Consider the following 26,796-nt stretch of genomic DNA (forward strand, 5'->3'; position numbering starts at 1 on the left):
TAGTGGGTGGGGGGGGGGGGGGGGGGGGGGGGGGGGGGGGGGGGGGGGGGGGGGGGGGGGCCGGGCCCCCCCCCCCCCCCCCCGACAGGATGGCTCACTCCTGCAGGATCGGCCCGTAGGCCTCGACGATCTCGTCGATCCGCTGGGAGAAGGCGTCGCTGCCGATGAACTCGTCGGGCACGTACTGCTCGCCGAGCTGCTCACGCACCTGGTCCTTCTGCAGGCACGTGTCGACCGTCTCCTCGAGGGTCGAGACCACGTCGTCCGGGACGCCCGCCGGGGCGGCCAGGCCGAAGACCGACACGCTGTTGGTGAGCTCCGGGTACCCGGACTCGGCCAGCGTGGGCGCGTCGATGTAGTCGACCGGCTCGGGCGGGCTGACCGCCAGCGGGACGAAGTCGCCCGCGTCGATGTTCTCCAGGACGTCCTGCGAGGAGTTGATGAAGACGGCGTCGACGTTGCCGCCGCGGATCGCCGTGGTCATCTCCGCGTTGCCGGTGAACGGCACCGCGGTGACCTCGACGCCGTACTCCTCCGCGAGCCGCCGCAGCTCCATCGCCTGCGACGTCGTCGTCCCGGGGACGCCGACGTTGAGCTCGCCGGGGTTCTCCTCGGCGTAGCTGAAGAACTCCTCGGCGGTGGAGAACTGGGAGTCCGGCCCCACGACGAGCGCCGAGGGGATCTCGGTGACGGCGGCGATCGGGACGTAGTCGTCGTTGGTGTAGCCGACGTCCTGCTGCAGCGGGTTGGTGGCCGAGGCCGGCACCGCGATCAGCGACAGCGTGTGCCCGTCGTTCCCACCGGCGAGCATCGCCTGCATCCCGACGGAGCCGGAGGCGCCCTCGCGGTTCTCCACGACGACGGTCTGGCCCAGCTCCTCCTCGATGCAGCTGCCGATGGTGCGCCCGGCGAGGTCGGTCGGGCCTCCGGCGGCGTAGGGGACGATCAGGGTGATGTTCTCCGTCGGGTAGTCCGACGCGGCGGCGTCGCCGCCACCGCCCCCTCCGCCGGTGTCGCCCCCGTCGTCACCACCACAGGCGGCGAGGGTGAGCACGGACGCGGCGATCAGCGCGGGCCAGGTCGAGCGGGTACGGCGCATGGGTTCCTCCGGTGGTCGGGGGTGGGTCGTGCGGGGATCGGGTCAGCCGAGGATCGGCTCGTAGACCTCCTGGGTCCGGTCGAGGACCTCGGCGAGCTCCTCGGCGCCGGCGAACTCCTCCGCGACGTACTGCTCGCCGATCCGCTCCTGCACCTCCGGCTTCTCCAGGCAGGTCTGCAGGGTCTCCTCGAGCGTCGAGACGACGTCGTCCGGGAGCCCGGCCGGGCCGGCCAGGCCGAAGGTCGAGCCGGAGAGGGTCAGGCCGTCGTAGCCGAGCTCGGCGAAGGTGGGGGTGTCGGGCAGCCAGGAGAGCCGCTCCTCGGGCGAGGCGACGAGCGGGACGAAGTCGCCCGACTCGATGTTCTCGACCACGTCGATCGAGGCGTTGATCAGCACGGCGTCCACGTTGCCGCCGAGGAGGGCGGTGGTCATCTCGGCGTTGCCGTTGAAGGGGACGGCGGTGACCTGCACCCCGTGCTCGTCGGCCAGCCGCTGCAGCTCGATGGCCTGGGGGGTCGAGGCGCCCGGCGTGCCCACGGTGACCGTGCCGGGCTGGGCCTCGACCGCGGCGAAGAAGTCCTCCGCGGAGGCGTACGGCGAGTTCTGCCCGACCGCGAGGACCGACGGCACCTCGGCCATGACCCCCACCGGCGCGATGTCGTCCTTGGTGTAGCCCACCTCGTTGGCCAGCGGGGTCAGCACCATGGTGCCCGCGGTCACCAGCGAGAGGGTGTGCCCGTCGGGCTCGGCGGCGATGAGCTCGGTCGTGGCCAGCGCGCCGGAGCCGCCCGGCAGGTTCTCGACCACCACGGCCTGCCCCAGTTCCTCCTCGAGGCAGGCCCCGACGGTGCGGGTGGTCAGGTCGGTGGGCCCGCCGGCGCCGTACGGCACCAGCATCCGGATCGACTCGGTCGGGTAGGACGCCGCGCCACCGCCGTCCTCGCCGGTGGTGCCGGAGCCGCCGTCGTCCCCGCCGCACGCGGCGACGAGTCCGACCAGCGCGACGGCCGCGATGCCTGACGAGATGCGCATGTCTCTCCCCCAACGATCGCCGTTGATCGCTCCGCCGGACACGCCTGGCGGTGGTCCGGATCACCTGGATACAAGCACAGGGGTGGGTGGCCAGCGCCCCGAAAAGACAACGATCCGGACTCGGTCAGGGCACCGGGAGGACGACGTCGATCAGGTACGGTCCGGGCTCGGTGATCGCCCGGCGGAACTGCGCGGCGAACTCCTCCGCGGTCGTCGCCCGGCCGCCGGGCACGCCCATCCCGGCGGCCAGCGCGACGAAGTCGAGGTCCGGCCGGGCCAGCTCCAGCAGGTCCCTCGACCGCGGCCCGGAGGCCTCCGCCCCCACGTTGCGCAGCTCCCCCTCGAGGATCCGGTAGGAGCGGTTGCTGAACACGACCGTCGTCACGTCGAGCGACTCCCGGGCCTGCGTCCACAGCGCCGAGATGGTGTACATGGCACTGCCGTCGCCCTCCAGGCAGACGACGCGCTGCCCGGGGCGGGCGATCGCCGCACCCGTGGCGACCGGGAGCCCCTGCCCGATCGCGCCGCCGGTGAGGGTGAGCCAGTCGTGGCGCGGTGCCCCGGTGGTCGGCACCGGCATCTGCCGGCTCGACGTCACCCCCTCGTCGACGACGATCGCCCCCTCCGGCAGGAGGGCGCCGAGCACCGCGCCCACTGTGTCGGGGGTCAGCGCGCCGGTGGGGAGGTCGGGCCGCTCCAGGGGCTGCTCCTCCGGCTCCTCCGCCGGGCCGACGAGGTCGGCGAGCCGGGCCAGGGCGTCGACCACGTCGTCCGCGCCCTCGGCGAGCACGTGCACCTGGCACCCCTCGGGGACCAGGCTGCTGGGCCGGTCGGGGTAGGCGAAGAACTCCACCGGCGGCCGGGCGCCGGCGAGCACGAGGTGCCGGACGCCGGCCAGCCGCTGGGCGACCTGCTGCCCGGCCCGGGGCAGGCGCTCGACCGGCGGCAGGCCCGCCCCGCGCTCCAGCCTGGCCGGGAAGGTCTCGCAGTGCAGCCGGGCGCCGGTCGCACGGGCGACCCGGCTCGCCGCCCGCAGCCCCGGTGCCCGCGTCGCCGCTCCGCCCACGAGGACCGCGCAGGGCTCACCGGAGGTCAGCAGCCCCGCGAGCCGGGTGACGACGTCGTCCGGCACCGCCCGCGGCCTGCCCGGCTCGGGGGTCGCGGCGGGCTCAGCGCCCTCGGACCAGGAGACGTCGGCGGGCAGGACGAGCGTCGCGATCCCGCCGGGGGCCGTGCGGGCGGCGGCGATCGCCTCCGCCGCATCGGCTCCGACGTCCGCCGCCCGGCCGGAGCGGCGCATCCACGCCGACACCGTGCCGGCGAGCGCGTCGATGTCCGACTCCAGCGGGGAGTCGTACTCCTTGTGGTACCCGGCGTGGTCGCCGACGACGGTGACCATCGGCGTCGCCGCGCGGCGGGCGTTGTGCAGGTTGGCCAGCCCGTTGGCGAGACCCGGGCCGAGGTGCAGCAGGACGCCGGCCGGCCGGTCGGCCATCCGGCCGTAGCCGTCCGCGGCCCCGGTGGCCACGCCCTCGAACAGGCAGAGCACGCCCCGCATCCCGGGAACGGCGTCGAGCGCGGCGACGAAGTGCATCTCCGAGGTGCCCGGGTTGGCGAAGCAGACGTCGACCCCGCCGTCCACGAGCGTGCGGATGAGGGCGCGGGCGCCGTTCACGCCACCACCCCCGCGCGGCCGGTGCGGACGTGGGCTGGATCACGCTGGGCACCCATAGGGGGCACCGTACGCGGGCCGGCAGCGTCCGGACGGACGGGTCAGCGGCGGGTGCGGGTGGCGGCCGAGACCCGTGCGAGGGCATCGGTGACGACGGCGGCGTCGTCACCCAGCAGGCTCAGCAGGTGCGCGACGAGCTCGTCGTGCGTGGTGCGGGCCGCGGCCACCCGTTCCCGCCCCGCGGTGGTCAGCCGGGCGTGCAGCAGCCGCTTGTCGGCCTCCACCCGTTCGCGGATGACCAGTCCCTGGGCGACCAGCCGGTTGATGGTGCTGGTGACCCCGGGCCGGGAGAGGCCGACCGCTTCGGCCACCTCCCCCATGGAGGCCCGCTCCCCCGGCGACTCGGCGATGCGGCGCAACGCCTCGAAGCCGGTGAGGGAGAGGTCGTGGTGGCGGTGGAGCGCCGAGTCGACCCGCCGGGTGATGCGGTCGTGCACCTGCACGATGCGCAACCAGGTCTCGGCGGGGCGGGGAGCGACTCCGGGAAGAGCGGCAGCATCCCGGGGGACACCGCGCGCGAGCGCGTCCTCGGACCGTGGCACCCGCTCAGACTCCCCGGATCACGCGCCGGTGAAACCGAACTCAGACGGCGGAGATCGAGCCCACGGCGCGCCGCCCGGCGTGCTGGCGCCCGGCGACCGAGACCAGCCCGCCGGCGGTGGCCACGAGCGCCACCGCTGCGACCGCCAGGGAGGCCAGCGACACCACGCCCCGGGCGGGCGCGGCCTCCTCCACGGCGGCGGCGACCTGCAGGGCGACGCCGGTCCGCACCGCGGAGTCGGCGCCCACCAGGTCGAGGGTGGCGGGGCCCGCCGCGGCGCCCTCGGGGATGCGCACGTCGACGCGGACCTCGCCGGCGAGGTTCGCGGTCGCCGTGGCCAGCACGGTCTCGCCGCCGTGGAACACGATGCTCACCTGCTCCCCGGGGTTGAAGCCGGCGCCGCGCAGCACCACCGTGCCACCGGGCTGGACCTGGGGGAGGCCGCCGCCCGGTCCGCCCGCCGCGAACGCCCCGACGTCGCCGGAGGTGCGCGTCGGGGTGCCCGTGGTCGTGGTCCCGGAGCCCGTCGGGGTGCCCGTGCTCGGCGGGGAACCGGGCGTCGTCGTGGTGCCGGGGGTCCGCGGCGCGGTGGTCCCCGGGAGGGTGGATCCCGTGGTCGGGCCGCCGGTGGTCGGGGCGCCGCTGGTCGTGGGCGCCGGTTCGGACGGCTCGACCGTGGCCGTCGGCGGCGCCGGTGGGGGCGGCGGCGGAGACAGGGCGACCTGGCAGTCCTCGACCGTGGGCCGGGTGAGCGTGTAGTCCGCCAGCTCGTCGACGTAGGTCCGGCCCGACCCGTCGCGCGCGGTGAACTCCAGCCGCGGGTCGATCGTCTCGCCGGGGGCGACGTCGTCGGTGCGCAGCACCACGCTGCCCAGGGGCGCGAGCGTGGCCTCGTCCTCACCGGACGGCGTCCGGGTGGTGGCCAGGCGCACACTGTAGGGAGCGGTGCCGGCGACGACCTCCACCACGATCCCGCCCGGGTGGCAGCTGGGGCCGTGGGTGACGCGGGCGTCGGGCCGGGTGGGGTCGTCGAGCGCCTGCGCGGGGGCAGCCGTGGAGACGGCGAGGCCGAGCAGGACGACGAGGAGGCCGGTCACGACACCGGCGGGGAGGGCGCCGCGGACCACCCGGGCCGACGTCGTCCGCGTCTGCCCGGTGATCCGCTCGAAGCTGCCGTTCAGCCCGCTCTCCCCTTTGCGATGCACTCGAGTTCCAGATGATGACGGAAGTGACGCTTCGTTGCTAGCCCGTTACGCGCGTGTCGGGCGTGTCGTGCGGCGTGTCTGGATCGACCCGCCGTCCACCCGTTCGGGGGAACCGCCGGACGCCCGTTCGTCATCCCCGGCGAGCACGCGCACTACCCGGATCCCCCGCTCCTCACCCACGGGACTTCGCCACCCCGGCGCCCGCCACCACGCGCCCCGGGCCTCCGGTCGGCCAGGACCGGGTGCGGACCAGGCAACGAGCCCCGGCGCGACCGCGCCCCTCCTCCTGCCGCCATGAGCATGGTCACTACGGTGACCGCGTGGACGAAGCGGGTGCGGGCCGACGGCGGCAGAACGAGGTGTACCGGGCCGGGGTGTACGGCCGCTCCCCGCGGGTGCCGGTCGGCGTCCGGCGGCTGCAGGAGCGCGCCAAGCGGGTCCTGGACGCCCGCGCCTACGCCTACGTCGCGGGCGGAGCGGGCGACGAGGTGACCCAGCGGGCCAACCGGGCAGCGTTCGACCGGTGGGCCGTGGTGCCGCGGGTGCTGCGCGACGCGAGCGTCCGCGACACCTCGGTGGAGCTGTTCGGGCGCCGGCTCCCCGCCCCGCTGCTGCTCGGCCCGGTGGGCGCACTGGAGCTGGTGCACCCGGAGGCCGACCTGGCCGTCGCCCGCGCCGCCGCCGCCACCGGCGTGCCGATGGTCTTCTCCAACCAGGGCTCGCGGTCGATGGAGGAGTGCGCGGCCGCGATGGGCGGGTCGCCGCGGTGGTTCCAGCTGTACTGGTCGACGTCCGACGAGCTCGTGGAGAGCCTGGTCCACCGGGCGGAGACCGCCGGTTGCGAGGCCCTGGTGGTCACCCTCGACACGACGATGCTCGGCTGGCGCCCGCGCGACCTCGACCTCGGGCACCTGCCGTTCGCCCTGGGCAAGGGCATCGCGCAGTACACCTCCGACCCGGTGTTCCGCCGCCTGGTCGAGGAGCGCGCCGCGGCCGCCGGCCCCCGCGAACCACAGCCCCGGCCCACCCCGGCGGCGGTCAAGGCGCTGGTGACGATGGCGCGGGCCTGGCCCGGGTCGTTCCGCGACAACCTGCGCTCACCGCTGCCCCGCGCGGCCGTGGAGACCTTCCTGGCCATCTACTCGCGGCCGTCGATCAGCTGGGCCGACCTGGCCTGGCTGCGCTCCCGCACGAAGCTGCCGATCCTGCTCAAGGGCGTGCTGCACCCCGACGACGCGCGGCGCGCGCTGGACGAGGGCATGGACGGCGTGGTCGTGAGCACGCACGGCGGGCGCCAGGTCGACCGGTCGATCGCCGCGCTCGACGCGCTGCCCGACGTCGTCGCGGCCGTGGGCGACCGGGCGCCGGTGCTGCTCGACAGCGGCATCCGCAGCGGCGCCGACGTCTTCACCGCCGTCGCCCTGGGTGCCCGCGCGGTGCTGCTGGGCCGGCCGTTCGCCTGGGGTCTCGCGCTGGCCGGCGAGGCGGGTGTGCGGCAGGTCGTCGAGGACGTCGTCGGCGAGTTCGACCTGACGCTGGGGCTGACCGGGCACACCGCCGTCGACCAGCTGACGCCGGAGGTCCTGCGCCGCGTCGGCTGACGGACGCTCCGGCGCCGCGGGTTGACGCCGCCTGTGGCCTGGGTCACAGTGGGAACCGGGCGGGGGCAGCCGGGAAACAGTGGCTACCCACTGCTGGGTAGACCGACCAACGCGGCCAGACCGTCAGGACCGGCCCCCCGCCCCCACTCCTACTGCACCGCGTCCGGCGGCGGGTCCGCCGTCTCCGGGGTCGGCGGCTCCGCGGGCGGCTCCGTCGGCGTCTCCGGCTCCGTCGGCGGGTCGGGCTCGGTCGGCGGCGGAGGCGGTGGCTCCGGCCTCGTCGGCGGCGGGGGCGGCGGCTCCGGCGTCGTCGGCGGGTCGGGCTCCGTCGGCGGCGGAGGCGGCGGAGGCGGCGGCTCCGGGCTCGGCGGCGGAGGCGGCGGCTCCGGGCTCGGCGGCGGAGGCGGCGGCTCCGGGCTCGGCGGCGGAGGCGGCGGCTCCGGGCTGGGCGCGGGTGGCGGCGGCGGAGCGGGGGCCGGGGACGGCTCGGGCGCGGGCCGCGGCGCCGGGGTCGGCGTGGGGCGCGGCGGGTTCCAGCGGGCGCCGTTGCTGACCAGCACCGTCACCGTGTCACCGCGCTGGAGGAGCGTGCCCGGCGCGGGGTCGACGCCGACGACGGTGCCCGGGCGGAGCGCGCTGCTGACGCGGACGAACGAGGCACCGAGGTCCCGGGCGGCGAGCAGCTGGCGGCAGCCGGCGGCGGACCGGCCGGGGCAGCCGGCGGGCACCCCGGCCCGGGTCCCCTCCACGAACTGCGGGTCGGCCGGCGGGAAGGGCACCGGCTCCCGGGTGCTCAGGACCGGCTGCATGGCGTCGTGCCAGATCTGGGCACCCTTGCCGCCGCCGAAGCCGCCGACGTCCTGGTTCTCCACCGGGTTGTAGACCATCACGCTGGCCGAGACCTGGGGCGTGTAGCCGACGAACGCGATGGAGAAGTTGTCCTGCGTCGTCCCGGTCTTGCCGGCGATCTGGTGGCCCGGCACGTACGCGCGGCGGCCGGTCTGCCCGGGGTGGCCCGGCTCGACGTCCTTGCGCAGCGCCTGGTTCAGCGTGTTCGCCAGCCCGGGGGCGACGACCTCCTCGCAGCGCGGGCCACCGAGCGGCTGCCCGTCCTCGCCCAGCACCGGCTCCCCGGAGCGGTCGAGCACGCGCTGCACCGGCATCGGCTCGCAGCGGGTACCGCTCGCGGCCAGCGTGGCGTAGGCGTTCGCCAGGTCCAGCGGGCTGGTGGCCTCGGCGCCGAAGGTGAACGACCCGCGGTTCTCGGCGACGATCTGGTCGGCGACGGGGTCGAGGGAGCGCAGGCCCAGGCGCTGGGCCATGCGCACCGGCGCCTCCACGCTGCCGAGCTGGTCGGACAACGCGAGGAAGTAGGTGTTGGAGGACATGTAGAGCGCCTGCTCCATGTCCAGCGTCGCCCGGTAGCGGCCGGCGTTCTCGACGTCGTAGGGGCCGTCGCCGTCCCGGTAGACCGTCGACTCGTAGAGGTCGGAGGTGGTGATGCGGTGCTCCAGGCCGAGACCCTGCTCGAGCGCGGCGGCGGCGGTGAAGACCTTGTACGTCGACCCGGTGCCCTGCCCGGCCGCGACGTTGAGGTTGACCATCGTCTGGGTGGGGTCGCCCTCGTCGGCGCCGTAGGTCCGGTTGACCGACATCGCCAGCACCCGGCCGGTGCCCGGCTCCACGGCCGTGTAGATGCCCGCGCGCGGGTCGTCGGGCGCCAGGGTCGCCAGGACGGCGGCGTCCCCGGCCTGCTGCACGGCGGGGTCCAGCGTCGTCTCGATGGTGAGCCCCCCGGTCTCGATCGCCTCCTCGTCGAGCCCGAGCGTGCCGGTCAGGTAGCTCATGGCGTAGTCGCAGAAGAAGCCGCCGATCCGGGCCTCCTGGCAGCCCCGCGGTGGCCCCTCGCCGGGCGTGGGGACCACCGGTTCGCTCCGGGCCTCCTCGACCGCGGCGGGATCAGCCATCCCGAGCTCCGCCATGCGCGCGAGGACGACGTCGCGGCGCTGGGTGGCCCGGTCGGGGGCCACGAACGGGTCGTACTGCGCGGGGCTCTGCACCAGGCCGGCGAGCGTGGCCGCCTGGGCGAGGGTCAGTGCGTCCGGCGCCACGCCGAAGTAGGTCTCGGCCGCGGCGGCGACCCCGTAGGCACCGGCGCCGAAGTAGACCCGGTTGAGGTACCGGGTGAGGATCTCGTCCTTGGTGTAGTCCTGCTCCAGGGCGAGGGCCAGTTGGGCCTCCCGGAGCTTGCGGGCCACGCTCTCGTCGGTGGCGGCCTGCCGGCTGTCGGGGTCGGTGGCCGACTGCAGGCGGATCTGCTTGACCAGCTGCTGGGTCAGCGTCGAGCCGCCCTCGACCACCTCGCCGGCGGAGATGTTGCGGACCAGCGCACGGGCGAGCCCCTTGCCGTCGACGCCACTGTGGTCGAAGAACCGGCTGTCCTCGATCGCGACGAGCGCGTCCTTCATCACCGGGGCGATCGCCTCGGAGGGCACCACCGTGCGGTTGCGCCGGTAGAACTCGGCGATGAGGGACCCGTCCGCGGCGAGCATGCGGGTGTTGCCGGCCGGGGTGCGGTCCAGCAGTTCGTCGTCGACGGGGCGCATCAGGTCGGTGCCGGCGCGGGTGGCGAGAGTGGCGCCGCCCACGAGCGGCAGGGCGAAGCCGGCGAGCAGCGCACCGGCCAGCACGACCGCCATCGCCAGGCCCAGCAGCGCGCGCCACCGGCGAGGGCGCCGGGCGGGCGCTTCCTCGACCCCGGGCAGGGGCAGACCTCCGGAGACGGGACGGGGCGACACGGAACTCCTCGGCACAGGCGACAACGGCGGCGCCCACGCGGAGCGGACCCGTGTTCCTCGGTACCCCGCGAGGTGCGAAGTGCCAGCCGGCGGACCGATCTGTCACACAATCGCAAAGAGCCGCCTCCGCCCCGAACGCAGCTCTGGGGGCCGAGTTCGCGATCTGCGGGCCCTGCAGGACCCCCGGAGCGCGTGCTCGACCCCCAGAGCGGGGAGCGAACGCGGTCAGTCCCCCGCCGGCACCAGCGGCGCCGCAGGCGCCGGCCGCGGGACCGGCACCACGGCCGGCAGCTCGCCGGCCGGCTCGTGCCGGACGGTCGGCAGCCACCCCAGCCACCGCGGCAGGTACCAGTTGCGCTCGCCGAGCAGCTGCATCACCGCGGGCAGCAGCAGCGCCCGGACCACGGTGGCGTCCAGCAGCACCGCCACCGCCAGGCCCAGCCCGATCTGCTTCATGCTCGTCATCGACAGCGTCACGAAGGTCAGGAAGACGAACACCATGATCACCGCGGCGCTGGTGACGACCCCGGCCGAGGACGTGATGCCCTGGGCGACGGCGTCCCGGGTGGCGAGCCCCCGGTCCCGGGCCTCGCGGATCCGGCTGAGGATGAACACGTGGTAGTCCATCGACAGGCCGAAGAGGATGACGAACAGGAACAGCGGGATCCAGTTCACGATCGCCCCGGTCCGGTCGAGGTCGATGAGAGCGGCGCCGATGCCCTCCTCGAAGACGAGCACCATCACGCCGTAGGCAGCGGCCACGCTCAGCAGGTTGAGCACGATCGCGGTGATCGCGACGGTCACCGAGCGGAACGAGACCAGCAGCAGGAGGAAGGCCAGCACCAGGACGAAGCCGAACACCCACGGGGTGCGCTCGGCCATGAGCTCGTCGAAGGCCACCGAGTAGGCCGTGCCGCCGCTGACGACCGCGGTCACGCCGTCCAGCGCGCCGACGGTCTCGGGCACGATCTCGTCGGCGAGGGTCGCGAGGGCGTCGCGGGAGGCCTGCTCCTCGCCGTCGCCGGTGAGCGGCACCCCTACGACGGCGACCGTGCCGGCCTCGTTGGTCTCGACGGCGATCGGCTCGTTCATCTCCCCGCTGGCCAGGGCGCGCTCGCGCAGCTCGGCGATCGCGGCCTGCACCTGCGGGGCGGCGACGTCGGGCGCCTCGATGACCACCTCGGCCGGTGAGGGTCCGCCGGGGAACGCCTCGGTGATCCGGTTGTAGGTCTGGATCACCGCGAGGTCCTGCGGCAGGTCCTGGACGCCCTCGGCACGGAGGTCCATCGACGCCGCCGGGACGGCCAGCCCGACGAGGACACCACCGGCGACGACGGCGGCGACCAGCGGCCGGCGGAGCACCGCCCCGAGGACGACGGGCCAGAAGCGGCCGGGCCGGTCGGCGGCGCGCCGGCGCAGGAACGGCAGCCGGCCCTTCTCCACCCGGTCACCGAGCCACGCCATCATCGCCGGCAGCACGGTGAGCGAGCCGAGCACCGAGCAGGCGACGACCAGGATGGTGGCGGAGGCGACGCCGGTGAAGACCGAGAAGCCGGTGAGGAACATGCCGGCCATCGCGACCATGACGGTGATGCCGGAGATGAGCACCGAGTGCCCGGAGGTCGCGGCGGCGATGTCGAGGGCGTTCACCGGGCCGGCGCCCTTGGCCCGCTCCTCGCGCTCCCGCTTGAGGTAGAAGAGCGAGTAGTCCACGCCGACGGCCAGGCCGATCAGCAGCATGACGATCTGCGCGGTCTGGTCGACGTGCCAGATCTGGCTGGTGAGGCTGAGCAGCCCGAGGGCGCCGACGAACGCGGTCAGCGCGAACACCAGCGGGAGGAGGGCGGCGACCAGCGCCCCGAAGGTCAGCAGCAGCACCGCCAGCGTGATCGGGATGGAGAGCAGCTCGGCGCGCTGGAAGTCGGCGTCCAGGGTCTCGTTCAGCGCGAGGTCGGCACTGGTGCCGCCGAACTGCTCGACGCGCACGTCGTCGTGCTCGGCAGCCACCGCGGCGACCGCGGCCTGCACGGGGGCGATCCGCTCGGCGGCGTCGTCCGGGTCGCCGGCGAGGTCGAAGGTGACCAGGGCGGAGCGGCCGTCGGCGGAGACCAGCGGAGCGCCGTCGAGCGGGCTGACCAGGTTCGTGACCTCGGGGGTGCCTCGCAGCCCGTCGACGAGGTCGGTGAGCGCGGCGGTGCCCGCGGCCTCGGGGACGTCGGCTTCGCGCTGCACCAGGACCATCTCCGCGGCCGGCTCCTCCCAGCCGTGGTCGGTGAGGATCTGCTGGGCCCGGGCGGGCTCGCCGAGGGTCTGCTCGGCCGAGGTCAGCTGGGCCTGCGGCACGAACGAGCCGAGGGCGACGGCGGCCACCACGAAGGCCAGCCAGCCGAATACCGCCGTCTTCCGGTGCCGGGCGCTCCAGCGTCCGACCCGTCCCGCGAGGTTGCGGGATCCATCCATCGTCGTCTCCTGTCCGAGTGCGGGTGTCCGCAGGCCGACCTGCTGGTCACGAGCGCGCGCGCCCATCCCGCCAGCTGGTCGGGCGGGGGTCGGGGCGGCCCGACCGTCGGGGCGCGGCTCGTCGGCGGAGAGACTTCCGGAGGAGGCAGGACCGAACATCAGGGAAACCCCTGAGCCCGTCCCTGATCTTGATCGAGGCCCGGCCAGGGTCCGCCCCGTGCCCTCACCCGGACGGGGGAGAACCGCGCCGCACCGCACGACAGCGCCTTCACCTGCGTCTTTCACGTGCCGACGGGTGGACTGACCGGTTCCGCCGACGGCGGGCCGCTTCCTCCGGAGGCCTGTCCCCCAACCACGGACCAGCCCTGTCCAGCGAGCGCACAGGAGGGCATCAGTGCACATCGTCGAGGCCAACAAGCCGAGCCGCACCGAGGGGCAGTTCGGGCCGACTCTGGCGGGGTCGCAGGGACTCCTCATCCTGTGCCCGTTCGTGTCCCAGGGCGGCCGCACCCGGGAGCTGGACGGCATCGCCATCACCCCGCACCGCATCACGGTCATCGAGGGCAAGGCCACCCAGATGAAGGGCCACCTCATCCCGGCGCTCAACGGGCCGTGGACGATCGGCGGGGAGCCGGCCGACTTCGCCGGCGACAAGAACCCGTACGTCCAGGCCCGCCAGGCCGCGCAGCTCCTCAAGGCCGCCGCCGTGGACGCACGGGTGCCGTCGCTGCCGTTCATCCACTTCGGGGTGGCGGTGGCAGGAGAGGGCTTCTGGACCGCTGGCTACGAGGTCAAGCTGGGCGACGGCAAGGTCGTCATGATGGAGAACCTCGCCAACCTCGCCTCGCCGGTGGACGTGGGTGACTGCAACCACGACGTGACCATCGACACCGCGACGGCGTTCCTCCGAATGCTGGGACTGTCGGTGGACGAGGCCACGCTCCGCGCGGAGGGCTTCCTCACCGCCCCCGAGGCGGCCGCAAAGCGGTCCCGCGAGGAGCAGGCGGGGCAGGAGTGGCGGCAGGGCAACGAGGCGCGGTACGCAGAGCTGAAGGCGGAGCTGCAGAGCCACAACTGCCCCTGCGGGGTGCCCATCGAGTCCCTCAAGGGCGACGAGGTCGTGCAGCACTACAAGGAGCACACCAGGGAGCTGCGCGACGAGCTGCACAAGCTGGCCTTCTACGTCGGCAAGCGGTCCTTCAGGGGTGAGCGGGAAACCTTCCGCACCGTCTGGTACGGGGTGCTGCCGGACTCCGAGCTACCCCACGGGGTGCGACGGGCCAGGCAGGAGGGGCGGGCGGTGGCCCCGCCGTCCCAGGCCGTGCAGCGTCGCCGACAGAGCCGCAGGCGGCTCCGCTCCATCCCCGGGCGGCTGGCGCTGGCCGCGGTCACCGTCCTCGTGCTGTACGTCGGGAGCCTCATCTTCCCGGACCAGACCACCCTCCTGGGCACGGTGGGTTTCTTCGTGCTGGTCGGCACGGCGGCGTCGGTGTACGACAAGACCGTGGGGGCCAGGCAGCGGTACGCCGCGTTGCGGCGCGAGGCGGAGCAGGAGATGGCTGCGGAGCGGTACCGCAACTATCTGGACTCCCCGGAGGCCCGTAAGGAGGCGCAGCGCCGGCGCACGGCTCGGGCGCTGGGGCACAGGTACTAATGGGGGTCGTGGGCTGGGCGTACTAGTGGGGGTCCTGGGCTGGGCGCTGTGGCGCGGCAACCGCCGCCTCAACGAGTCGATGGAGCGGGAGCGGCTGCACCAGAACGCCCTCGCCACGCGTGGCTCACCTCCCCGGAGGCGAAGGAGCGGGCCGAGCTGGGGCGGCGGGAGTACTGGCTCAACAGGGGCGGACGGGAAGCAGGCCACATCCGTCCCCCGATTCCGGCCCGGAAACGAATCTGCCGCGCCGCCCCCGTCGGGGCTGCGCGGCAGATCGGTGTCTCAACCAGACGTGCACCCGAAGGGATTCGAACCCCTAACCTTCTGATCCGTAGTCAGATGCTCTATCCGTTGAGCTACGGGTGCCTGTGTTCAGTTGTCGTGCGCGGAGGCTCCGGGATTTGAACCCGGGATGGGGATTAACCCAAACCGCATTAGCAGTGCGGCGCCATAGACCGGACTAGGCGAAGCCTCCCGGGGCTCGAGTCACCTCGTAACCACCGAGGAGAGAGACTACCAGCGCCGCCGGGCCCGGGTCTCCCGGGGGGTGCCGCGCCAGGCCGCACGGACGAGTGCGACGAGCTCGTGGCCACCAGGCCGCGAGCACCACGAGTTCGTCGCACTCGACGCAGCAGTCAGGCGGCGACCGTCTCCCGCGAGCGGGTGGGGGCCAGCGGGCTGCGGCCGGGCACGAGGGTGACGACGACGGCGGCGGCCGCCCCGGCGCAGGCCAGCAGGAGCGCCCCCGGCACCCCGGACGACGTCTCGATCAGCGCACCACCCAGGGCCGCGCCGATGGCCGAGGCGCCGACGGTGATCGTGGAGAGCCAGGTGAACGCCTCGGTGGTGGCGTGCACCGGCGCGAGCGAGCCGACCAGCGAGTTCTGCACCGTCAGGGTCGGCGCGATCGCCGTCCCCCCGAGGAACAGCAGCACGCCCAGCGCCCACGGGCTGGACACCCAGGCCAGCGGCGCGAGGCCGATCGTGACGCCGAAGAGCAGCCAGCGGTACTGCCGGGGCAGCGACGCACTCATCACCCGCGCCCCGAACCACAGGCCACCGGCGACCGATCCCAGCGACCAGACCGCCAGCAGGACCCCCGAGAGGCCCGGGGAGCCCGTGGAGCCGGCGAACGCCGGGATCGCGACCTCCAGCGCCCCGAACCCCAGCATCACGGCCGATCCGCTGAGCAGCACCCGGGGCATGCCGGGGGCGAGCACGGTGCTGAAGAGGCCGGCGGTGGGCGCCGCCGCGGGCACCCACGACCGGGCGGCACGGGCGACGCCGAGCGCGCCGACGACGGCCAGCGCGCCGGCGAGCCCCACGGCCCACGCCGGCGCGGCCAGCACCGCCAGCGCGGCGACCAGCGTCGGGCCGACGACGAACACCAGCTCGGTGGCCGTGGCGTCGAGGGCGTAGGCGGTGGAGCGGACGCGCGGGTCGGTGCGCGACCACAGGGCGCGGACGGTGCCGGAGACCAGCGGCGTGCTGGCGCCGGCCAGGGCGGAGGCGGCCACGACGGCGGTGTCCGGCGCGCCGCCGAGGGTCACCGCCACCAGCAGGGCGAGCAGCAGCGGGTAGAGCGCCGACTGCGCGAGCAGGATGCGGCGGGGTCCCTTCCGGTCGGCGAGGCGGCCGAGGACCGGCGCCATCACGGCCGACGCGATGCCGAGGGTGGCCGCGGCCAGGCCGGCGATCGCGTAGGAACCGGTCTGCTGCTGCACCATGAGCAGCAGCGCGAGCGGCACCATGGACGACGGCAGACGGCCGGCGAAGCCGGCGAGGAGGAGCACCTTGGCGGAGGGAAGCCGCCAGACGGCGAGGTAGGCACGCACGCTTGCACTCGTTTCGCACTGCAGGGGAAGGAAGAGTAGGCGGTCAAAGAGCGTTGACCGCCTACGCAGTCCCGAGACTAGGGACAGATGAGTAGGGAGTCAATTGGACTACGACACCTACGGGTCGACCGCGGTCGAGCTGGCCATCGCCCTGGCCAACGCCGACCTGGCGCCCGAGGACGGGATGGCGCGCTTCCTGGCGGCCCACGACGAGTGGTTCACGCCCGGCACCTCGCTGGACCTCACGCCGGCCGACGCCCAGAAGGCCGCCGCCACGGCGCAGCTGGTGCGCGCCGTCGCGCTGGCCGAGTCGCAGCCCGACGTCCTCGCCCGGCTCAACGAGCTGCTGGCGCTGGCCCGGCCCCGTCCCTACGCCACCGACCACGACGGCGACCTGCACCTGCACTACGCCCGCCCCGACGCCCCGGCCCTCGAGCAGCTGACGACGACGGTCGCGATGGGCCTGTCGCAGGTGGTGGTGCAGCACGGCTGGCAGCGCCTGGGCGTGTGCTCGGCCGAGGGCTGCGACGACGTCTACGTCGACACCTCGCGCAACGCCAGCCGCCGCTACTGCTCCAACACCTGCGCCAGCCGCTCGACCGTGGCCGCCTACCGGGCCCGCCGGAGGTCCTGACCCCGCCCCGAATGATCAGGTGACCTGGTCATTCGGGGTCCTGGCTCACCATCGACACCGAGCCAGGACCCGGAACGATCAGGTGGGCTGATCATCGACGCGGCGGCTAGCGTCCGGGCGTGCCCATCCCCCGCGACGTCGACGCGCGGCTGCACGCCTGGATCGGCGGGTTCCCGACCACCCCGGCCGACCGCTGGCTGCGCCACCTCTCGGCCGCGGCCGACCACGGAAAGCTGTGGCTGCTGCTCGCGCTCGCGCTGGGCGGCCGCCCCGGCCGGCTGCGGCGCGGCGCCCTCCGCGGGGTGGGGTCGATGCTGGTCACCAGCGCGGTGGTCAACGCCGTCCTCAAGCCGGCGTTCGGCCGGGTGCGCCCGGATCTGGCGAACCTTCGCACCGAACGCCGGCTGCGCCGCGAACCGGGGAGCCTGTCCTTCCCCAGCGGGCACTCGGGCTCGGCCGCTGCCTTCGTCACCGGGCTGGCCCTGGAAGCACCCGCGGCCGGAGCCGGGCTCGCCCCGCTGGCGCTGGCCATCGGCTACTCGCGGGTGCACGTCGGCGTGCACTACCCCGGGGACGTGCTGGCCGGGCTCGCGGTGGGCGGCGCGGTCGCCGCGGCCGGCCGGCGCGTCCGGCGCTGAGCGGCCGGGCCGGATGACCCGCCGGACCGGCTGCGTGAGAAGCCCACGGGCGGTGTGCGAAGGTGGCTCGCCCACCGACCGTCGGAGGCGCTGACGGGAGGACCGCGGTGACGCAGGGCTACCGCGCACCGGTGCCCCAGCGGGCCATCGCCCGGGGCTTCCGGCACCCGGGGCGGGTCATCGCCGGAGCGTTCCTGCTCGCGATCGCCGTGGGCACCGCGCTGCTGTCGCTGCCGCTGGCGACGCCGGGGCCCGGCCGCGCCGACCTCCTCACCGCGCTCTTCCACGCGACCTCCGCCGTCTGCGTCACCGGGCTGGTGACCGTGGACACCGGCACCTACTGGTCCGGCTTCGGGCAGGCCGTCATCCTGGGGCTCATCCAGGCGGGTGGGCTGGGGATCATGACCCTGGCCAGCCTGGTCGCGCTGCTGCTCTCCCGGCGGCTGGGTCTCCGCGCACGCCTGATCGCGCAGGCCGAGACCAAGTCGTTGTCGGCGGCCGACGTGCGCCGGGTGATCGTCCGGGTCGTGCTGTTCAGCCTCGCCTGCGAGGCGGTGGCGGCGGCGGTGCTGACCACCCGGTTCGCCCTCGGCTACGACCAGCCGGCCCCCGCAGCTCTGTACAGCGGGGTGTTCCACGCGATCTCGGCATTCAACAACGCCGGCTTCGGACTCCACGCGGACAGCCTGGTGCGCTACGTCGGCGACCCCTGGGTGAGCCTGACGATCGCGGCGGCGGTCATCGTCGGCGGCTTGGGCTTCCCGGTCGTGTTCGAGCTGGTCCGGTCATGGCGCCGGCCGCGGACCTGGTCGGTGCTCACCCGGATCACGGTGATCGTCACGGCCGCGCTGCTCGTCGTCGGCACGGCCGGCTACCTGCTCGCCGAGTGGCGGAACCCCCGGACGCTCGGTCCGCTCGGGTTCGGCGACACCGTCATGGCGGCCTTCGTCGCCGGGGTGATGCCGCGCACGGCGGGGTTCAACAACCTCGACATCGCCGCGCTGCAGCCGGAGACGCTGCTGCTCACCGACGCGCTGATGTTCATCGGCGGGGGCAGCGCCGGCACCGCCGGCGGGATCAAGGTGACGACGTTCGGGTTGCTGGCCTACGTGCTCTGGGCGGAGCTGCGCGGGGACGTCGACGTCGAGGTGGGCCGCCGCCGGGTGCCCCCGACGAACCAGCGGCAGGCGCTGGCGGTGGCGCTGCTCGGCATCGGGGTGGTCACCGTCGCCACGTTCGCGATGGAGGCGCTGACCGACTTCTCCTTCGAGCAGGTGCTGTTCGAGACCGTCTCGGCGTTCTCCACCGTCGGCCTCTCCACGGGCATCACCGCGGCCCTGCCGCCGGGCGCCCAGCTGCTCGTCGTCCTGCTCATGTTCGTCGGCCGGATCGGCCCGCTCACACTGGCCTCTGGCCTGGCCCTGCGGGACCGCGCCCGGCCCTACCAGCTCCCCGAGGAGAGGACCATCGTTGGCTAGTCACAGGGACCCGGTCGCCGTGATCGGGCTGGGCCGGTTCGGCACCGCCCTGGCCACGGAGCTGGCCGGCGGCGGCACCGAGGTGCTGGCGATCGACCACCGGCCGGAGATCGTCCAGCGGCTCTCCGGCCAGCTGGGGCAGGTGGTCGTCGCCGACGGCACCGACCTGGACGCACTGCGGCAACTCGGTGTGGGCGAGTTCCGCCGGGTGGTCGTGGCCATCGGCACCGACCTGGAGGCCAGCATCCTGACGACGTCGCTGCTGGTCGAGCTGGAGATCGCCGACATCTGGGCCAAGGCCCTGAGCAGCCAGCACGGCAAGATCCTGGAGCGGATCGGCGCCCACCACGTGGTGTTCCCCGAGCACGAGATGGGCGAGCGCGTCGCGCACCTGGTCTCCGGCCGGCTGCTGGACTGGGTGGAGCTGGACCCGCAGTGGGTGTTCGCCAAGACGAAGCCGCCGCGGGAGATCGTCGGGGTGCCGCTCGGGGAGACCGGGCTGCGCAGGCGGCACCGGGTCACCGTGGTGTCGGTCAAGCCGGAGGGCGACGAGGCCTACACGCACGCCGCCGTCGACACGGTGCTCACCTACGGCTCGACGATCGTGATCGCCGGCCGGCCGCGGGACGTCGAGCGGTTCGTCGACCTCCAGTGAACCCCCGGGTCAGCCGCTGCCGTAGGTGATCAGGCCGACGGCGAACAGCGGCAGCGCCACGAAGAGGAAGACCCCGAGCGCCGTCAGCGGCTCGTCGCCGCCGGACTCCTCCTGGCCCGGCCCCTGGCCGAGGAAGGCGCGCGCCTCGGCGGTGGCCAAGCGAGGCGCGAGCGTGCCACCGACGAGCGCCAGCAGGCCGGCGACCACCATCAGCGAGAGCGCGAAGCGGCTGCGGAACCCCTCGTCGGCCACCACCGCCCACACCCCGCCGGCGAGGGCCGCGGTCAGGCCCGCGACCGCGAGCATGGCGACGACCTGGCGGATCGCGGCGGCGACGGGCACCAGGTGACCCTAGGGCAGCGATCCGGATTTCCGGCACCGCAGAGTCCCCGCGCGCCGCCGACGAGCAGCCCGTGCACCCCGGGGCACCGGTACGGTCCGCACCATGGCGGAGCCGACGAAGCCCCCGGAGAAGGACTGGCAGCAGGGCACCGGCCTGGCCCTGGGGCTGGCCCTGGGCGCGGGGCTCGGGCTGTCGCTGTTCGAGAACCCGGGCGTCGGCGCGGGCATCGGCCTGGCCGTCGGCGTCGCGATCGACGCCGCCATGCGGCGGAGGACGCGGGACTGATCCGCTGCGGTGACGCCCGGTCGACCCGGGCCGAGGGGTAGCCGGGCACGTCGCGGCAGGTGGAGACGGGACGCCCGAGTTGCGCCGCGTGATTGCCGGATGGATCTTCCGGGCAGTGCACGCTGCGACTGCCCAGTGGCATCGAGGAAAGAGGTCACCATGCTCGTTCGCCGGATCGCCCGGCCCCTGCTCGCCGCGCCCTTCATCTACGGGGGGATCAGCACGCTGCGCCAGCCGCAGGACCGCGTGCCGGGCGCCACCCCCGTGGTGGAGAAGATCGCCGAGACCGCCGACAAGCAGCTCCCGGTGGAGCTGCCCCGTGACGTCGAGCAGTGGGTCAAGGTCGACGCCGCCATCAAGGTGGCCGCCGGTTCGCTGTTCGCCCTGAACAAGTTCCCGCGGCTGACCGCCATCGCGCTGTCGGCGTCGGTCGTCCCGACGACGCTGGCCGGGCACCGGTTCTGGGAGCACGACGACCCGAAGGAGAAGTTCGGGCAGCTCTCGAACTTCCTCAAGAACACCGGCCTGTTCGGCGGGCTGCTGCTGGCCGCCGTCGACACCGAGGGCAAGCCGTCGGTGGGCTACCGCGCCAGGCGGGCGGCGAAGCGGGCCGCCGACGCGACCGAGAAGAACTACGAGAAGGCCTCCAAGCGCGCCGTCAAGGCGCAGAAGAAGGCCTCCCGCAAGGCCGGCAAGAAGACCGGCAAGGGCGCCCTCAAGGCGCTTCGCTGAGCGCTCCGCTCCCGCCCGCGGCCGCGCTCCGGAGGATCGCCTTCCTCCTGGAGCGCGCCCGCGAGGCCAGCTACCGCGTGGGTGCGTACCGCACCGCCGCGGCGGTGGTCGACGGCCTGGACGAGGCCGAGCTGGACCGCCGCATCCGCACCAACACGCTGAAGGACCTCAAGGGCATCGGCCCGAAGACGGCGACGGCGGTCGCCCAGGCCCACCGGGGCGAGGTGCCCGAGTACCTGGCCGCGCTGGAGGAGACCTACGCCGGGGAGCTGCCGGCAACCGAGGACGTCGCCGCCTTCCGCGCCGCGCTCAAGGGCGACCTGCACGCCCACTCCGACTGGTCCGACGGCGGCAGCCCGATCCGCGAGATGGCCGAGGCCGCGATCGCGCTGGGCCACGAGTACCTGGCGCTGACCGACCACTCCCCCCGGCTCACGGTGGCCAACGGGCTCTCCCCCGAACGCCTGGAGCAGCAGCTCGACGTCGTCGCCGCGCTGAACGAGGAGCTCGCGCCCTTCCGGATCCTCACCGGCATCGAGTGCGACATCAACGTCGACGGCTCGCTGGACCAGACCGAGGAGCTGCTGGGCCGCCTGGACGTCGTCGTCGCGAGCGTGCACTCCGACCTGCGGGCCGAGCGCTCGGCGATGACCGAGCGGATGCTCGCCGCCGTCGCCAACCCGCACACCGACGTCCTCGGTCACTGCACCGGTCGGCTGGTCATCGGCCGGAGGCAACGCGACGGGACGCAGAAGCCGCGGCCGGAGAGCCAGTTCGACGCCGAGGCGGTGTTCTCCGCCTGCGTCGAGCACGGCACCGCGGTGGAGATCAACTCCCGCCCCGAGCGGCTGGACCCACCGCGGCGGCTGCTGAGTCTGGCGGTGGAGCTGGGCTGCGAGTTCGCCGTGGACACCGACGCGCACGCCCCCGGCCAGCTGGACTGGCAGTACAACGGCTGCGAGCGGGCGGTCGAGTGCGGCGTCCCTGTGGAGCGGGTGATCAACACCAGGTCCGCCGAGGACCTGCTGGCCTGGACCGCCGGCTGATCGGTGACCACGGCGCGCTAGGGAACCTATGCGTATCGTGACGACCACGCGTGTGGTCGGTCTTGTCGCGCACCGTTCACCGGGCGGACGCCCGCCCGCCCGGGAACGTGGGTACACCGGTGCCCGGACAGTCTCGGCGCCCGCGCGAACGCGCGGCAGATCCGGATGGAGGTGCTCGGAGGTGGCCCAGCCCGTGTCCACCCAGCAGGTCCACGCGCCGGACGGCACACGGCTCGCCCCGGCGCCCGAGCCGAAGCGCCCCTCCGCGCGGCACGTGCACTGGTTCCGCTGGCGCAGCGAGGACGCCTTCAGCGGCTCGTCGCTCTACGCCTGCCGCTGCGGGCAGGTCCGCCCCTCGCTCTGAGGCGCGGGCGCCCGGCTCAGCGGAGGGGCTCCTCCAGCGGCTGCACGAGCTCCAGGGAGTGGGCGTCGTCCGTCCGGCGCAGCGCCCAGTCGGCCGGGAGCACCAGCCGCGGCGCGACACCGATGAGGACGGCGACCAGGAACGCCACCCCGGCCAGCGCCTCGCCGGACTCCTCGACGAAGGTGGCGGTGGCCCGGAGCGAGTCGGGGGCGACGACGGAGAGGGCGGAGAGCCCGACCGCGGCGACGCCGTAGCCGGCCAGGCTGCCGAGGACGCGGCGCCGGTCACGGCGCTCGGTGCGGCTGAGGAAGAACAGCGCCCCGACGACGGCCAGGGCGACGAGGGCGCTCAGGGTGATGGCGGCGGGCCGGCCGACGGCGGCGTCCAGGGCGGTCACCGTGTCGGCGTGCACGGTGCCCCCGGCCTTGACCGAGGCGATGCCGGCCGCGACCAGCCCGACGGCCAGCCACCAGGTGCGCCGGCCCGGGTTGCGGGCGGCGCCGGCGACGGCGGCGAGGGCGGCGACGGCGAACAGCCCCGCCACGAAGAGACGGGGCAGGGAGAAGGGCGCGTCCATGGAGAGGGCGCGGGCAGCGGTGCCGGTGGCCCCGGTCAGGCGCAGCAGGAAGCCGCTGGCCATGAGCGCCAACGCGGCGGCGGCCAGCCCGACGCCCACCGGGGGCAGCGGGACGGCACGGCGACGGGTGCGCGCGGCGGCGGGCTGCGGTGCGCGAGCCGGCTCCACCCAGGAGGCGGCCGCGCGCTCGTCCGCGTGCCGGATCGTCCGGCCGATGACGACGCCGAGCACGGCGGCGATCGCCATCCAGACGACCAGTCCGCCGATGATCCACGCCCACCACACACGGTGATCATCGGCAGGCGGGGGGCAGACCTTGACCGATCCGTCCTCCGTGTCGGGGGCGACGGGGCGCGGGGGTCAGCTGAGGCGGCTGAGGTGGTCGCGCAGGGCCTCGCGCCAGTGCGCCGGCCGGAAGCCGGCGGCACGGATCTTCGCCAGGTCCAGCACGGAGTTCAGCGGTCTCGGCGCGACGCCGGTGCGCCCGGCGAAGTACTCGGCGGTGCTCACGCGTTGCACGTCGTCGGCGGAGCGGCCGCGGGCGGTGAAGACCAGCGCGGCGACGTCGGCCCAGGACGCGGGCTCGCCGTCGCCGGTGAGGTTGTAGGTGCCGAACGGCGCCCCCGTGCCGACCAGGTGGCGGATGCCGGCGGCGAGGTCGGCGGCGGTAGTGGGCCGGCCGATCTGGTCGTCGACGACCGAGGGGCTGATCCCACGGTCGGCGAGGCCGGCCATGGTGCGCACGAAGTTGCCGCCCTCCCCCACCACCCAGGTGGTGCGCACCAGCCAGTGCCGCTCGACGGCGGCGGCGCAGGCGTCGCCGTCGGCCTTGCTGCGGCCGTAGACCGACAGCGGCGTGGGCGGGAGGTCCTCGGGGATCGGGCCGGGATGGGTGCCGTCGAAGACGTACTCGCTGGAGAGGTGGACCAGCGCCGCGCCGGCCCGGTCGGCGGCGTGCGCGAGGTGCGCGACGGCGTCGACGTTGACCGCGCGCACCGCGGCCAGGTTCGCCGGGTTCTCCGCGGCGTCGACGGCGGTCCAGGCGGCGGCGTTGAGCACGACGTCGACGCCGGTCCAGTCGAAGGCCTGCACGGCGGTGGCGTCGGTGATGTCGAGCGCGGCCCGGTCCAGCGCCACGGCGCCGGGGAACGCTCCGCGCAGCGCACGGCCGAGCTGCCCGCCGGCGCCGACGATGACGGCGTTCACTGCCCCTGGGCCGCGTACTGCGCCTCGACGCCGTCCTTGAGCGGGCGCCACCAGACCGTGTTCTCCCGGTACCAGTCGATGGTGGCTGCCAGGCCGTCGCGGAAGTCGGTGTAGCGCGGCGTCCACCCGAGCTCGGTGCGCAGCTTCGTGGCGTCGATGGCGTAGCGCAGGTCGTGGCCGGCCCGGTCGGGAACCGAGTCGAAGGCGTCGGCCGGCCGGCCGAGCAGCTCGAGGATCAGCCCCAGCACCTCGCGGTTGTTCTTCTCCCCGTCCGCGCCGATCAGGTAGGTCTCGCCGGAGCGTCCCCGGTCGAGCACCGCGTGGACGGCGGAGTTGTGGTCGTCGACGTGGATCCAGTCGCGCACGTTCTCGCCCGCGCCGTAGAGCTTGGGGCGCAGCCCGGCGAGCACGTTGGTGATCTGCCGCGGGATGAACTTCTCGACGTGCTGGTAGGGCCCGTAGTTGTTGGAGCAGTTGGAGATGGTGGCGTGGATGCCGAAGGAGCGCACCCAGGCCCGCACCAGCAGGTCCGAGCCCGCCTTGGTCGACGAGTAGGGGCTGGACGGGTTGTACGGCGTCTCCGGCGTGAACTTCGCCGGGTCGTCCAGCTCCAGGTCGCCGTAGACCTCGTCGGTGGAGATGTGGTGGTAGCGGACGCCGTGCCGGCGCACCGCCTCGAGCAGCGTGAACGTGCCGACGACGTTGGTCTGCAGGAACGGCGAGGGGTCGCGCAGCGAGTTGTCGTTGTGGCTCTCGGCCGCGAAGTGGACGACGACGCCGCAGCGGGCCACCAGCCGGTCGACCAGCTCCGCGTCGGCGACCGAGCCGTGGACGAACTCGATGTCGTCGCGGACGGGCGCCAGGGACGCCTCGTTCCCCGCGTAGGTCAGCGCGTCGAGCACGGTGACCTCGTACTCAGGGTGCTCGCGCAGCGTCTGGTGCACGAAGTTGGCGCCGATGAAGCCGGCACCCCCGGTGACGAGCATGCGCATCGCCTGCTGAACCTCCGCCGTGGATCGCGACCGGACGAGGACCCCGCCCGGTGCCCGCGCCGCGGCGGGCCGTCGTGCAGGGCATGACGGTAGTCGCCCCAGGGGGTGCTCATCGCCGGTTCCCGGCCTCGGCGACCCCGATCGAGGGAGGCGCCCGCTCGCGCCGGACCTCGACCACATGGCCGCGATACCGATCGGTCACGTAACCGACAGTGAGGCCGGGCCGCGCGCCGCCGCTGTTAACCCGCACGCCACCCGATCCCGGTTCCCCTCGCCGCGAGTTGGGCCGAAGGTGTCTCACGGGGCGAGGAACAGGAGGAGGCGCGTGTCCATCGGCCGGGCGGCGGGAGCGCTGTCGGGACCGCACGCCCTCGTCGCGCCGCACGCCGGCCTCCCCGGGCGCGGGGCGTGGCCGCGCCGCCTGCTGTTGGCCGCCCTGCTGTCCCTGGGCGCCTGGCTGCTGCTCGCCGTCTCCGCCGACGCGGCGCGGGCCGACTCCGCCGGCCACACGGAGGGCGACACCTCCGTGGTCGCGCCGCCCGGCCCCGAGGAGCCGCCCCCCGACGTCCCCGCGGACCCCCCGCCCGACGTCCCCGCAGACCCCCCGCCCGACGTGCTGGTGGACCCCTCGCCCGACGTCCCCGCAGACCCCCCGCCCGACGTGCTGGCGGACCCCTCGCCCGACGTCCCCGCAGACCCCCCGCCCGACGTCCCGACGGACCCCCCGCCGGCGGGGCCCCCGGCTACTCCCGCCACCCCGGCCGTGCCCGGGCCGACACCGACCACCCCGGCCGACGGCGACGTCCCCCCGCCCGTGGCGCCGACGCCGCCACCCGCGGAACCGGACGTCACCCCGCCTGCGGCCGACCCGGCACCCGTCGACCCGGCAGCCATCGACCCCGCACCCATCGACCCCGCACCCATCGATCAGTCGCCGCCGGACAGCAAACCCGTCGACGGCGAGCCCACCGACGAGGAGCCCGCCGGCCCCACCGAGGGCGACCTCACCGAGGGCGAACCCAGCGACGAGGAGCCCGCCGGCCCCACCGAGGGCGACCTCACCGAGGGCGAACCCAGCGACGAGGAGCCCGCCGGCCCCACCGAGGGCGAACCGACCGAGAGCGAACCCAGCGACGAGGAGCCCGCCGGCCCCACCGAGGGCGAACCGACCGAGAGCGAGCCCGGCGGCACCGAGCCCACCGAGCCCACCGAGCCCACCAAGGCGGGCACGGAGCTCGCCGGCACGGAGCTCGCCGACACTCAGCCCGCGAACGCCCCACTTCCGGCCACCTCGGCGACCAAGCCGCCGACGGCGCTGCCGCAGAGCGCGCCGACGCCGGACGCCACCGCGCCGCCGTGCCTCCCCGCCGCCGCGGAGACGACCACGACGGGGGCGGCGGCCTCCGCGTCCCCGTCCGCGCGCGGGGCCGGCACCACCCAGCCGGTCACACCGACCCTCACCGCGACCCCGCAGCCCCCCGGCCCGCCGCCCCCGGCCCCGCCACCGGCACCGGTGCGCCCGCCGGGCCAGCACGGCCCTCCGGCGGCGCCGGTCGCACCGGTGCCCGCGAGCGGCCCGGGCGGCCCCGCGTCGGCCACCGCGTCCGGCAGCGGTGGGTTCGGCGCCGGCCACACCGACCACGCGGACTGCGTGCTCGCGGTGCTCGACGCGGGCTTCCCCGCATCTCTCGCCGGCTCGATCCGGACCGCTCGCGGGAACGACGCCGCCCTCCTCGGCCGCGTCGAGGAGCCGGGCGCCAGCCCCGACTGACGGGCGCACGCTCCCCTCTTCGCCCGCCCCGCCGGTCCGTCGATCGGCTCGTCGAACAGTCCATGACTCCGCACGCGCGTCCCGCCCCCGGTGTGCCTCTCTCCCCACCGGGCGCCGG

At 74.7% G+C, this 26,796-nt stretch carries 23 protein-coding genes and 2 tRNA genes; 11 read left to right on the forward strand and 14 right to left on the reverse strand.

What is annotated here, in order from left to right:
• Window positions 1–94: 94 nt before the first annotated feature.
• The 5 genes from ACI799_RS12205 to ACI799_RS12225 all read right to left on the reverse strand — a co-directional run bounded on the left by ACI799_RS12205 (window position 95) and on the right by ACI799_RS12225 (window position 5,609).
• Window positions 95–1,099, reverse strand: coding sequence for a tripartite tricarboxylate transporter substrate binding protein (locus ACI799_RS12205; RefSeq protein ID WP_456613152.1), 1,005 nt, complete (start codon window positions 1,097–1,099; stop codon window positions 95–97).
• 42 nt (window positions 1,100–1,141) lie between these two features.
• On the reverse strand, window positions 1,142–2,131 hold the full coding sequence (locus ACI799_RS12210; RefSeq protein WP_456613153.1) for a tripartite tricarboxylate transporter substrate binding protein: 990 nt from the start codon (window positions 2,129–2,131) through the stop codon (window positions 1,142–1,144).
• Window positions 2,132–2,255: 124 nt separating this feature from the next.
• The gene (locus tag ACI799_RS12215; protein WP_456613154.1) at window positions 2,256–3,806 is read right to left on the reverse strand and encodes an acetolactate synthase large subunit; all 1,551 of its coding nucleotides are present in this window, start codon (window positions 3,804–3,806) and stop codon (window positions 2,256–2,258) included.
• Window positions 3,807–3,904: 98 nt separating this feature from the next.
• Entirely contained in the window at window positions 3,905–4,405 is a 501-nt protein-coding gene (locus ACI799_RS12220; RefSeq protein WP_456613155.1) for a MarR family winged helix-turn-helix transcriptional regulator, read from the reverse strand.
• Window positions 4,406–4,445: 40 nt separating this feature from the next.
• Window positions 4,446–5,609 carry a hypothetical protein gene (locus ACI799_RS12225; protein ID WP_456613156.1) on the reverse strand — a complete coding sequence of 388 codons (1,164 nt, stop codon included), beginning with the start codon at window positions 5,607–5,609 and terminating at the stop codon, window positions 4,446–4,448.
• Between the two features lie 320 nt (window positions 5,610–5,929).
• Here ACI799_RS12225 and ACI799_RS12230 point away from each other — a divergent pair, with 320 nt between their 5' ends.
• Complete coding sequence (locus tag ACI799_RS12230) at window positions 5,930–7,210, forward strand: alpha-hydroxy-acid oxidizing protein (protein ID WP_456613157.1); 1,281 nt, start codon at window positions 5,930–5,932, stop codon at window positions 7,208–7,210.
• A 149-nt stretch (window positions 7,211–7,359) separates the two neighbouring features.
• Here ACI799_RS12230 and ACI799_RS12235 read toward each other — a convergent pair whose 3' ends face one another.
• Window positions 7,360–10,008, reverse strand: a complete 2,649-nt coding sequence (locus ACI799_RS12235; RefSeq protein ID WP_456613158.1) for a transglycosylase domain-containing protein — start codon at window positions 10,006–10,008, stop codon at window positions 7,360–7,362.
• A gap of 225 nt (window positions 10,009–10,233) precedes the next feature.
• A complete protein-coding gene (locus ACI799_RS12240) occupies window positions 10,234–12,468 on the reverse strand; it encodes an MMPL family transporter (protein ID WP_456613159.1) in 2,235 nt (744 codons plus the stop codon).
• Window positions 12,469–12,862: 394 nt separating this feature from the next.
• Between ACI799_RS12240 and ACI799_RS12245 the strand changes: the two genes are divergently transcribed.
• On the forward strand, window positions 12,863–14,122 hold the full coding sequence (locus tag ACI799_RS12245; protein WP_456613160.1) for a nuclease-related domain-containing protein: 1,260 nt from the start codon (window positions 12,863–12,865) through the stop codon (window positions 14,120–14,122).
• A gap of 293 nt (window positions 14,123–14,415) precedes the next feature.
• Here ACI799_RS12245 and ACI799_RS12250 read toward each other — a convergent pair.
• The 3 genes from ACI799_RS12250 to ACI799_RS12260 all read right to left on the reverse strand — a co-directional run bounded on the left by ACI799_RS12250 (window position 14,416) and on the right by ACI799_RS12260 (window position 15,957).
• Window positions 14,416–14,488 (reverse strand) — tRNA-Arg (locus ACI799_RS12250).
• A 20-nt stretch (window positions 14,489–14,508) separates the two neighbouring features.
• Window positions 14,509–14,597, reverse strand: a tRNA-Ser gene (locus tag ACI799_RS12255).
• 160 nt (window positions 14,598–14,757) lie between these two features.
• Entirely contained in the window at window positions 14,758–15,957 is a 1,200-nt protein-coding gene (locus tag ACI799_RS12260; RefSeq protein WP_456588402.1) for an MFS transporter, read from the reverse strand.
• A gap of 103 nt (window positions 15,958–16,060) precedes the next feature.
• On the opposite strand from ACI799_RS12260, the gene ACI799_RS12265 reads away from it, so the two are divergent.
• The 4 genes from ACI799_RS12265 to ACI799_RS12280 all read left to right on the forward strand — a co-directional run bounded on the left by ACI799_RS12265 (window position 16,061) and on the right by ACI799_RS12280 (window position 19,362).
• On the forward strand, window positions 16,061–16,591 hold the full coding sequence (locus ACI799_RS12265) for a CGNR zinc finger domain-containing protein (protein WP_456613161.1): 531 nt from the start codon (window positions 16,061–16,063) through the stop codon (window positions 16,589–16,591).
• Between the two features lie 119 nt (window positions 16,592–16,710).
• On the forward strand, window positions 16,711–17,229 hold the full coding sequence (locus ACI799_RS12270; protein ID WP_456599800.1) for a phosphatase PAP2 family protein: 519 nt from the start codon (window positions 16,711–16,713) through the stop codon (window positions 17,227–17,229).
• A gap of 107 nt (window positions 17,230–17,336) precedes the next feature.
• Complete coding sequence (locus tag ACI799_RS12275) at window positions 17,337–18,707, forward strand: TrkH family potassium uptake protein (RefSeq protein ID WP_456588399.1); 1,371 nt, start codon at window positions 17,337–17,339, stop codon at window positions 18,705–18,707.
• Window positions 18,700–19,362 carry a potassium channel family protein gene (locus ACI799_RS12280; protein WP_456588398.1) on the forward strand — a complete coding sequence of 221 codons (663 nt, stop codon included), beginning with the start codon at window positions 18,700–18,702 and terminating at the stop codon, window positions 19,360–19,362. The genes ACI799_RS12275 and ACI799_RS12280 overlap by 8 nt, the downstream gene beginning before the upstream one ends.
• Window positions 19,363–19,371: 9 nt before the next feature.
• Here the strand turns inward: ACI799_RS12280 and ACI799_RS12285 are convergent, their stop codons facing one another.
• Window positions 19,372–19,704 (reverse strand): hypothetical protein, encoded by a 333-nt coding sequence (locus ACI799_RS12285; RefSeq protein WP_456599801.1) that lies wholly within the window; start codon window positions 19,702–19,704, stop codon window positions 19,372–19,374.
• A gap of 103 nt (window positions 19,705–19,807) precedes the next feature.
• Between ACI799_RS12285 and ACI799_RS12290 the strand changes: the two genes are divergently transcribed.
• The 4 genes from ACI799_RS12290 to ACI799_RS12305 all read left to right on the forward strand — a co-directional run bounded on the left by ACI799_RS12290 (window position 19,808) and on the right by ACI799_RS12305 (window position 22,132).
• The gene (locus ACI799_RS12290) at window positions 19,808–19,990 is read left to right on the forward strand and encodes a hypothetical protein (RefSeq protein ID WP_456588396.1); all 183 of its coding nucleotides are present in this window, start codon (window positions 19,808–19,810) and stop codon (window positions 19,988–19,990) included.
• A gap of 159 nt (window positions 19,991–20,149) precedes the next feature.
• On the forward strand, window positions 20,150–20,722 hold the full coding sequence (locus ACI799_RS12295; protein ID WP_456588395.1) for a DoxX family protein: 573 nt from the start codon (window positions 20,150–20,152) through the stop codon (window positions 20,720–20,722).
• The gene (locus tag ACI799_RS12300; protein WP_456613214.1) at window positions 20,719–21,768 is read left to right on the forward strand and encodes a PHP domain-containing protein; all 1,050 of its coding nucleotides are present in this window, start codon (window positions 20,719–20,721) and stop codon (window positions 21,766–21,768) included. Before ACI799_RS12295 ends, ACI799_RS12300 begins: the two co-directional genes overlap by 4 nt.
• A gap of 181 nt (window positions 21,769–21,949) precedes the next feature.
• Window positions 21,950–22,132 carry a hypothetical protein gene (locus ACI799_RS12305; protein ID WP_456613162.1) on the forward strand — a complete coding sequence of 61 codons (183 nt, stop codon included), beginning with the start codon at window positions 21,950–21,952 and terminating at the stop codon, window positions 22,130–22,132.
• 16 nt (window positions 22,133–22,148) lie between these two features.
• Here the strand turns inward: ACI799_RS12305 and ACI799_RS12310 are convergent, their stop codons facing one another.
• The 3 genes from ACI799_RS12310 to rfbB all read right to left on the reverse strand — a co-directional run bounded on the left by ACI799_RS12310 (window position 22,149) and on the right by rfbB (window position 24,907).
• Entirely contained in the window at window positions 22,149–22,994 is an 846-nt protein-coding gene (locus tag ACI799_RS12310; RefSeq protein ID WP_456613163.1) for a hypothetical protein, read from the reverse strand.
• A 75-nt stretch (window positions 22,995–23,069) separates the two neighbouring features.
• Entirely contained in the window at window positions 23,070–23,915 is an 846-nt protein-coding gene (locus ACI799_RS12315) for an SDR family oxidoreductase (RefSeq protein WP_456613164.1), read from the reverse strand.
• Window positions 23,912–24,907: a dTDP-glucose 4,6-dehydratase gene (rfbB, locus tag ACI799_RS12320; protein ID WP_456613165.1), complete on the reverse strand. Its 996-nt coding sequence runs from the start codon at window positions 24,905–24,907 to the stop codon at window positions 23,912–23,914. Before rfbB ends, ACI799_RS12315 begins: the two co-directional genes overlap by 4 nt.
• 325 nt (window positions 24,908–25,232) lie before the next feature.
• Between rfbB and ACI799_RS12325 the strand changes: the two genes are divergently transcribed.
• Window positions 25,233–26,678 carry a hypothetical protein gene (locus ACI799_RS12325; protein WP_456613166.1) on the forward strand — a complete coding sequence of 482 codons (1,446 nt, stop codon included), beginning with the start codon at window positions 25,233–25,235 and terminating at the stop codon, window positions 26,676–26,678.
• Window positions 26,679–26,796 lie beyond the last annotated feature (118 nt).

This window comes from Blastococcus sp. SYSU DS0753 (assembly GCF_054051175.1).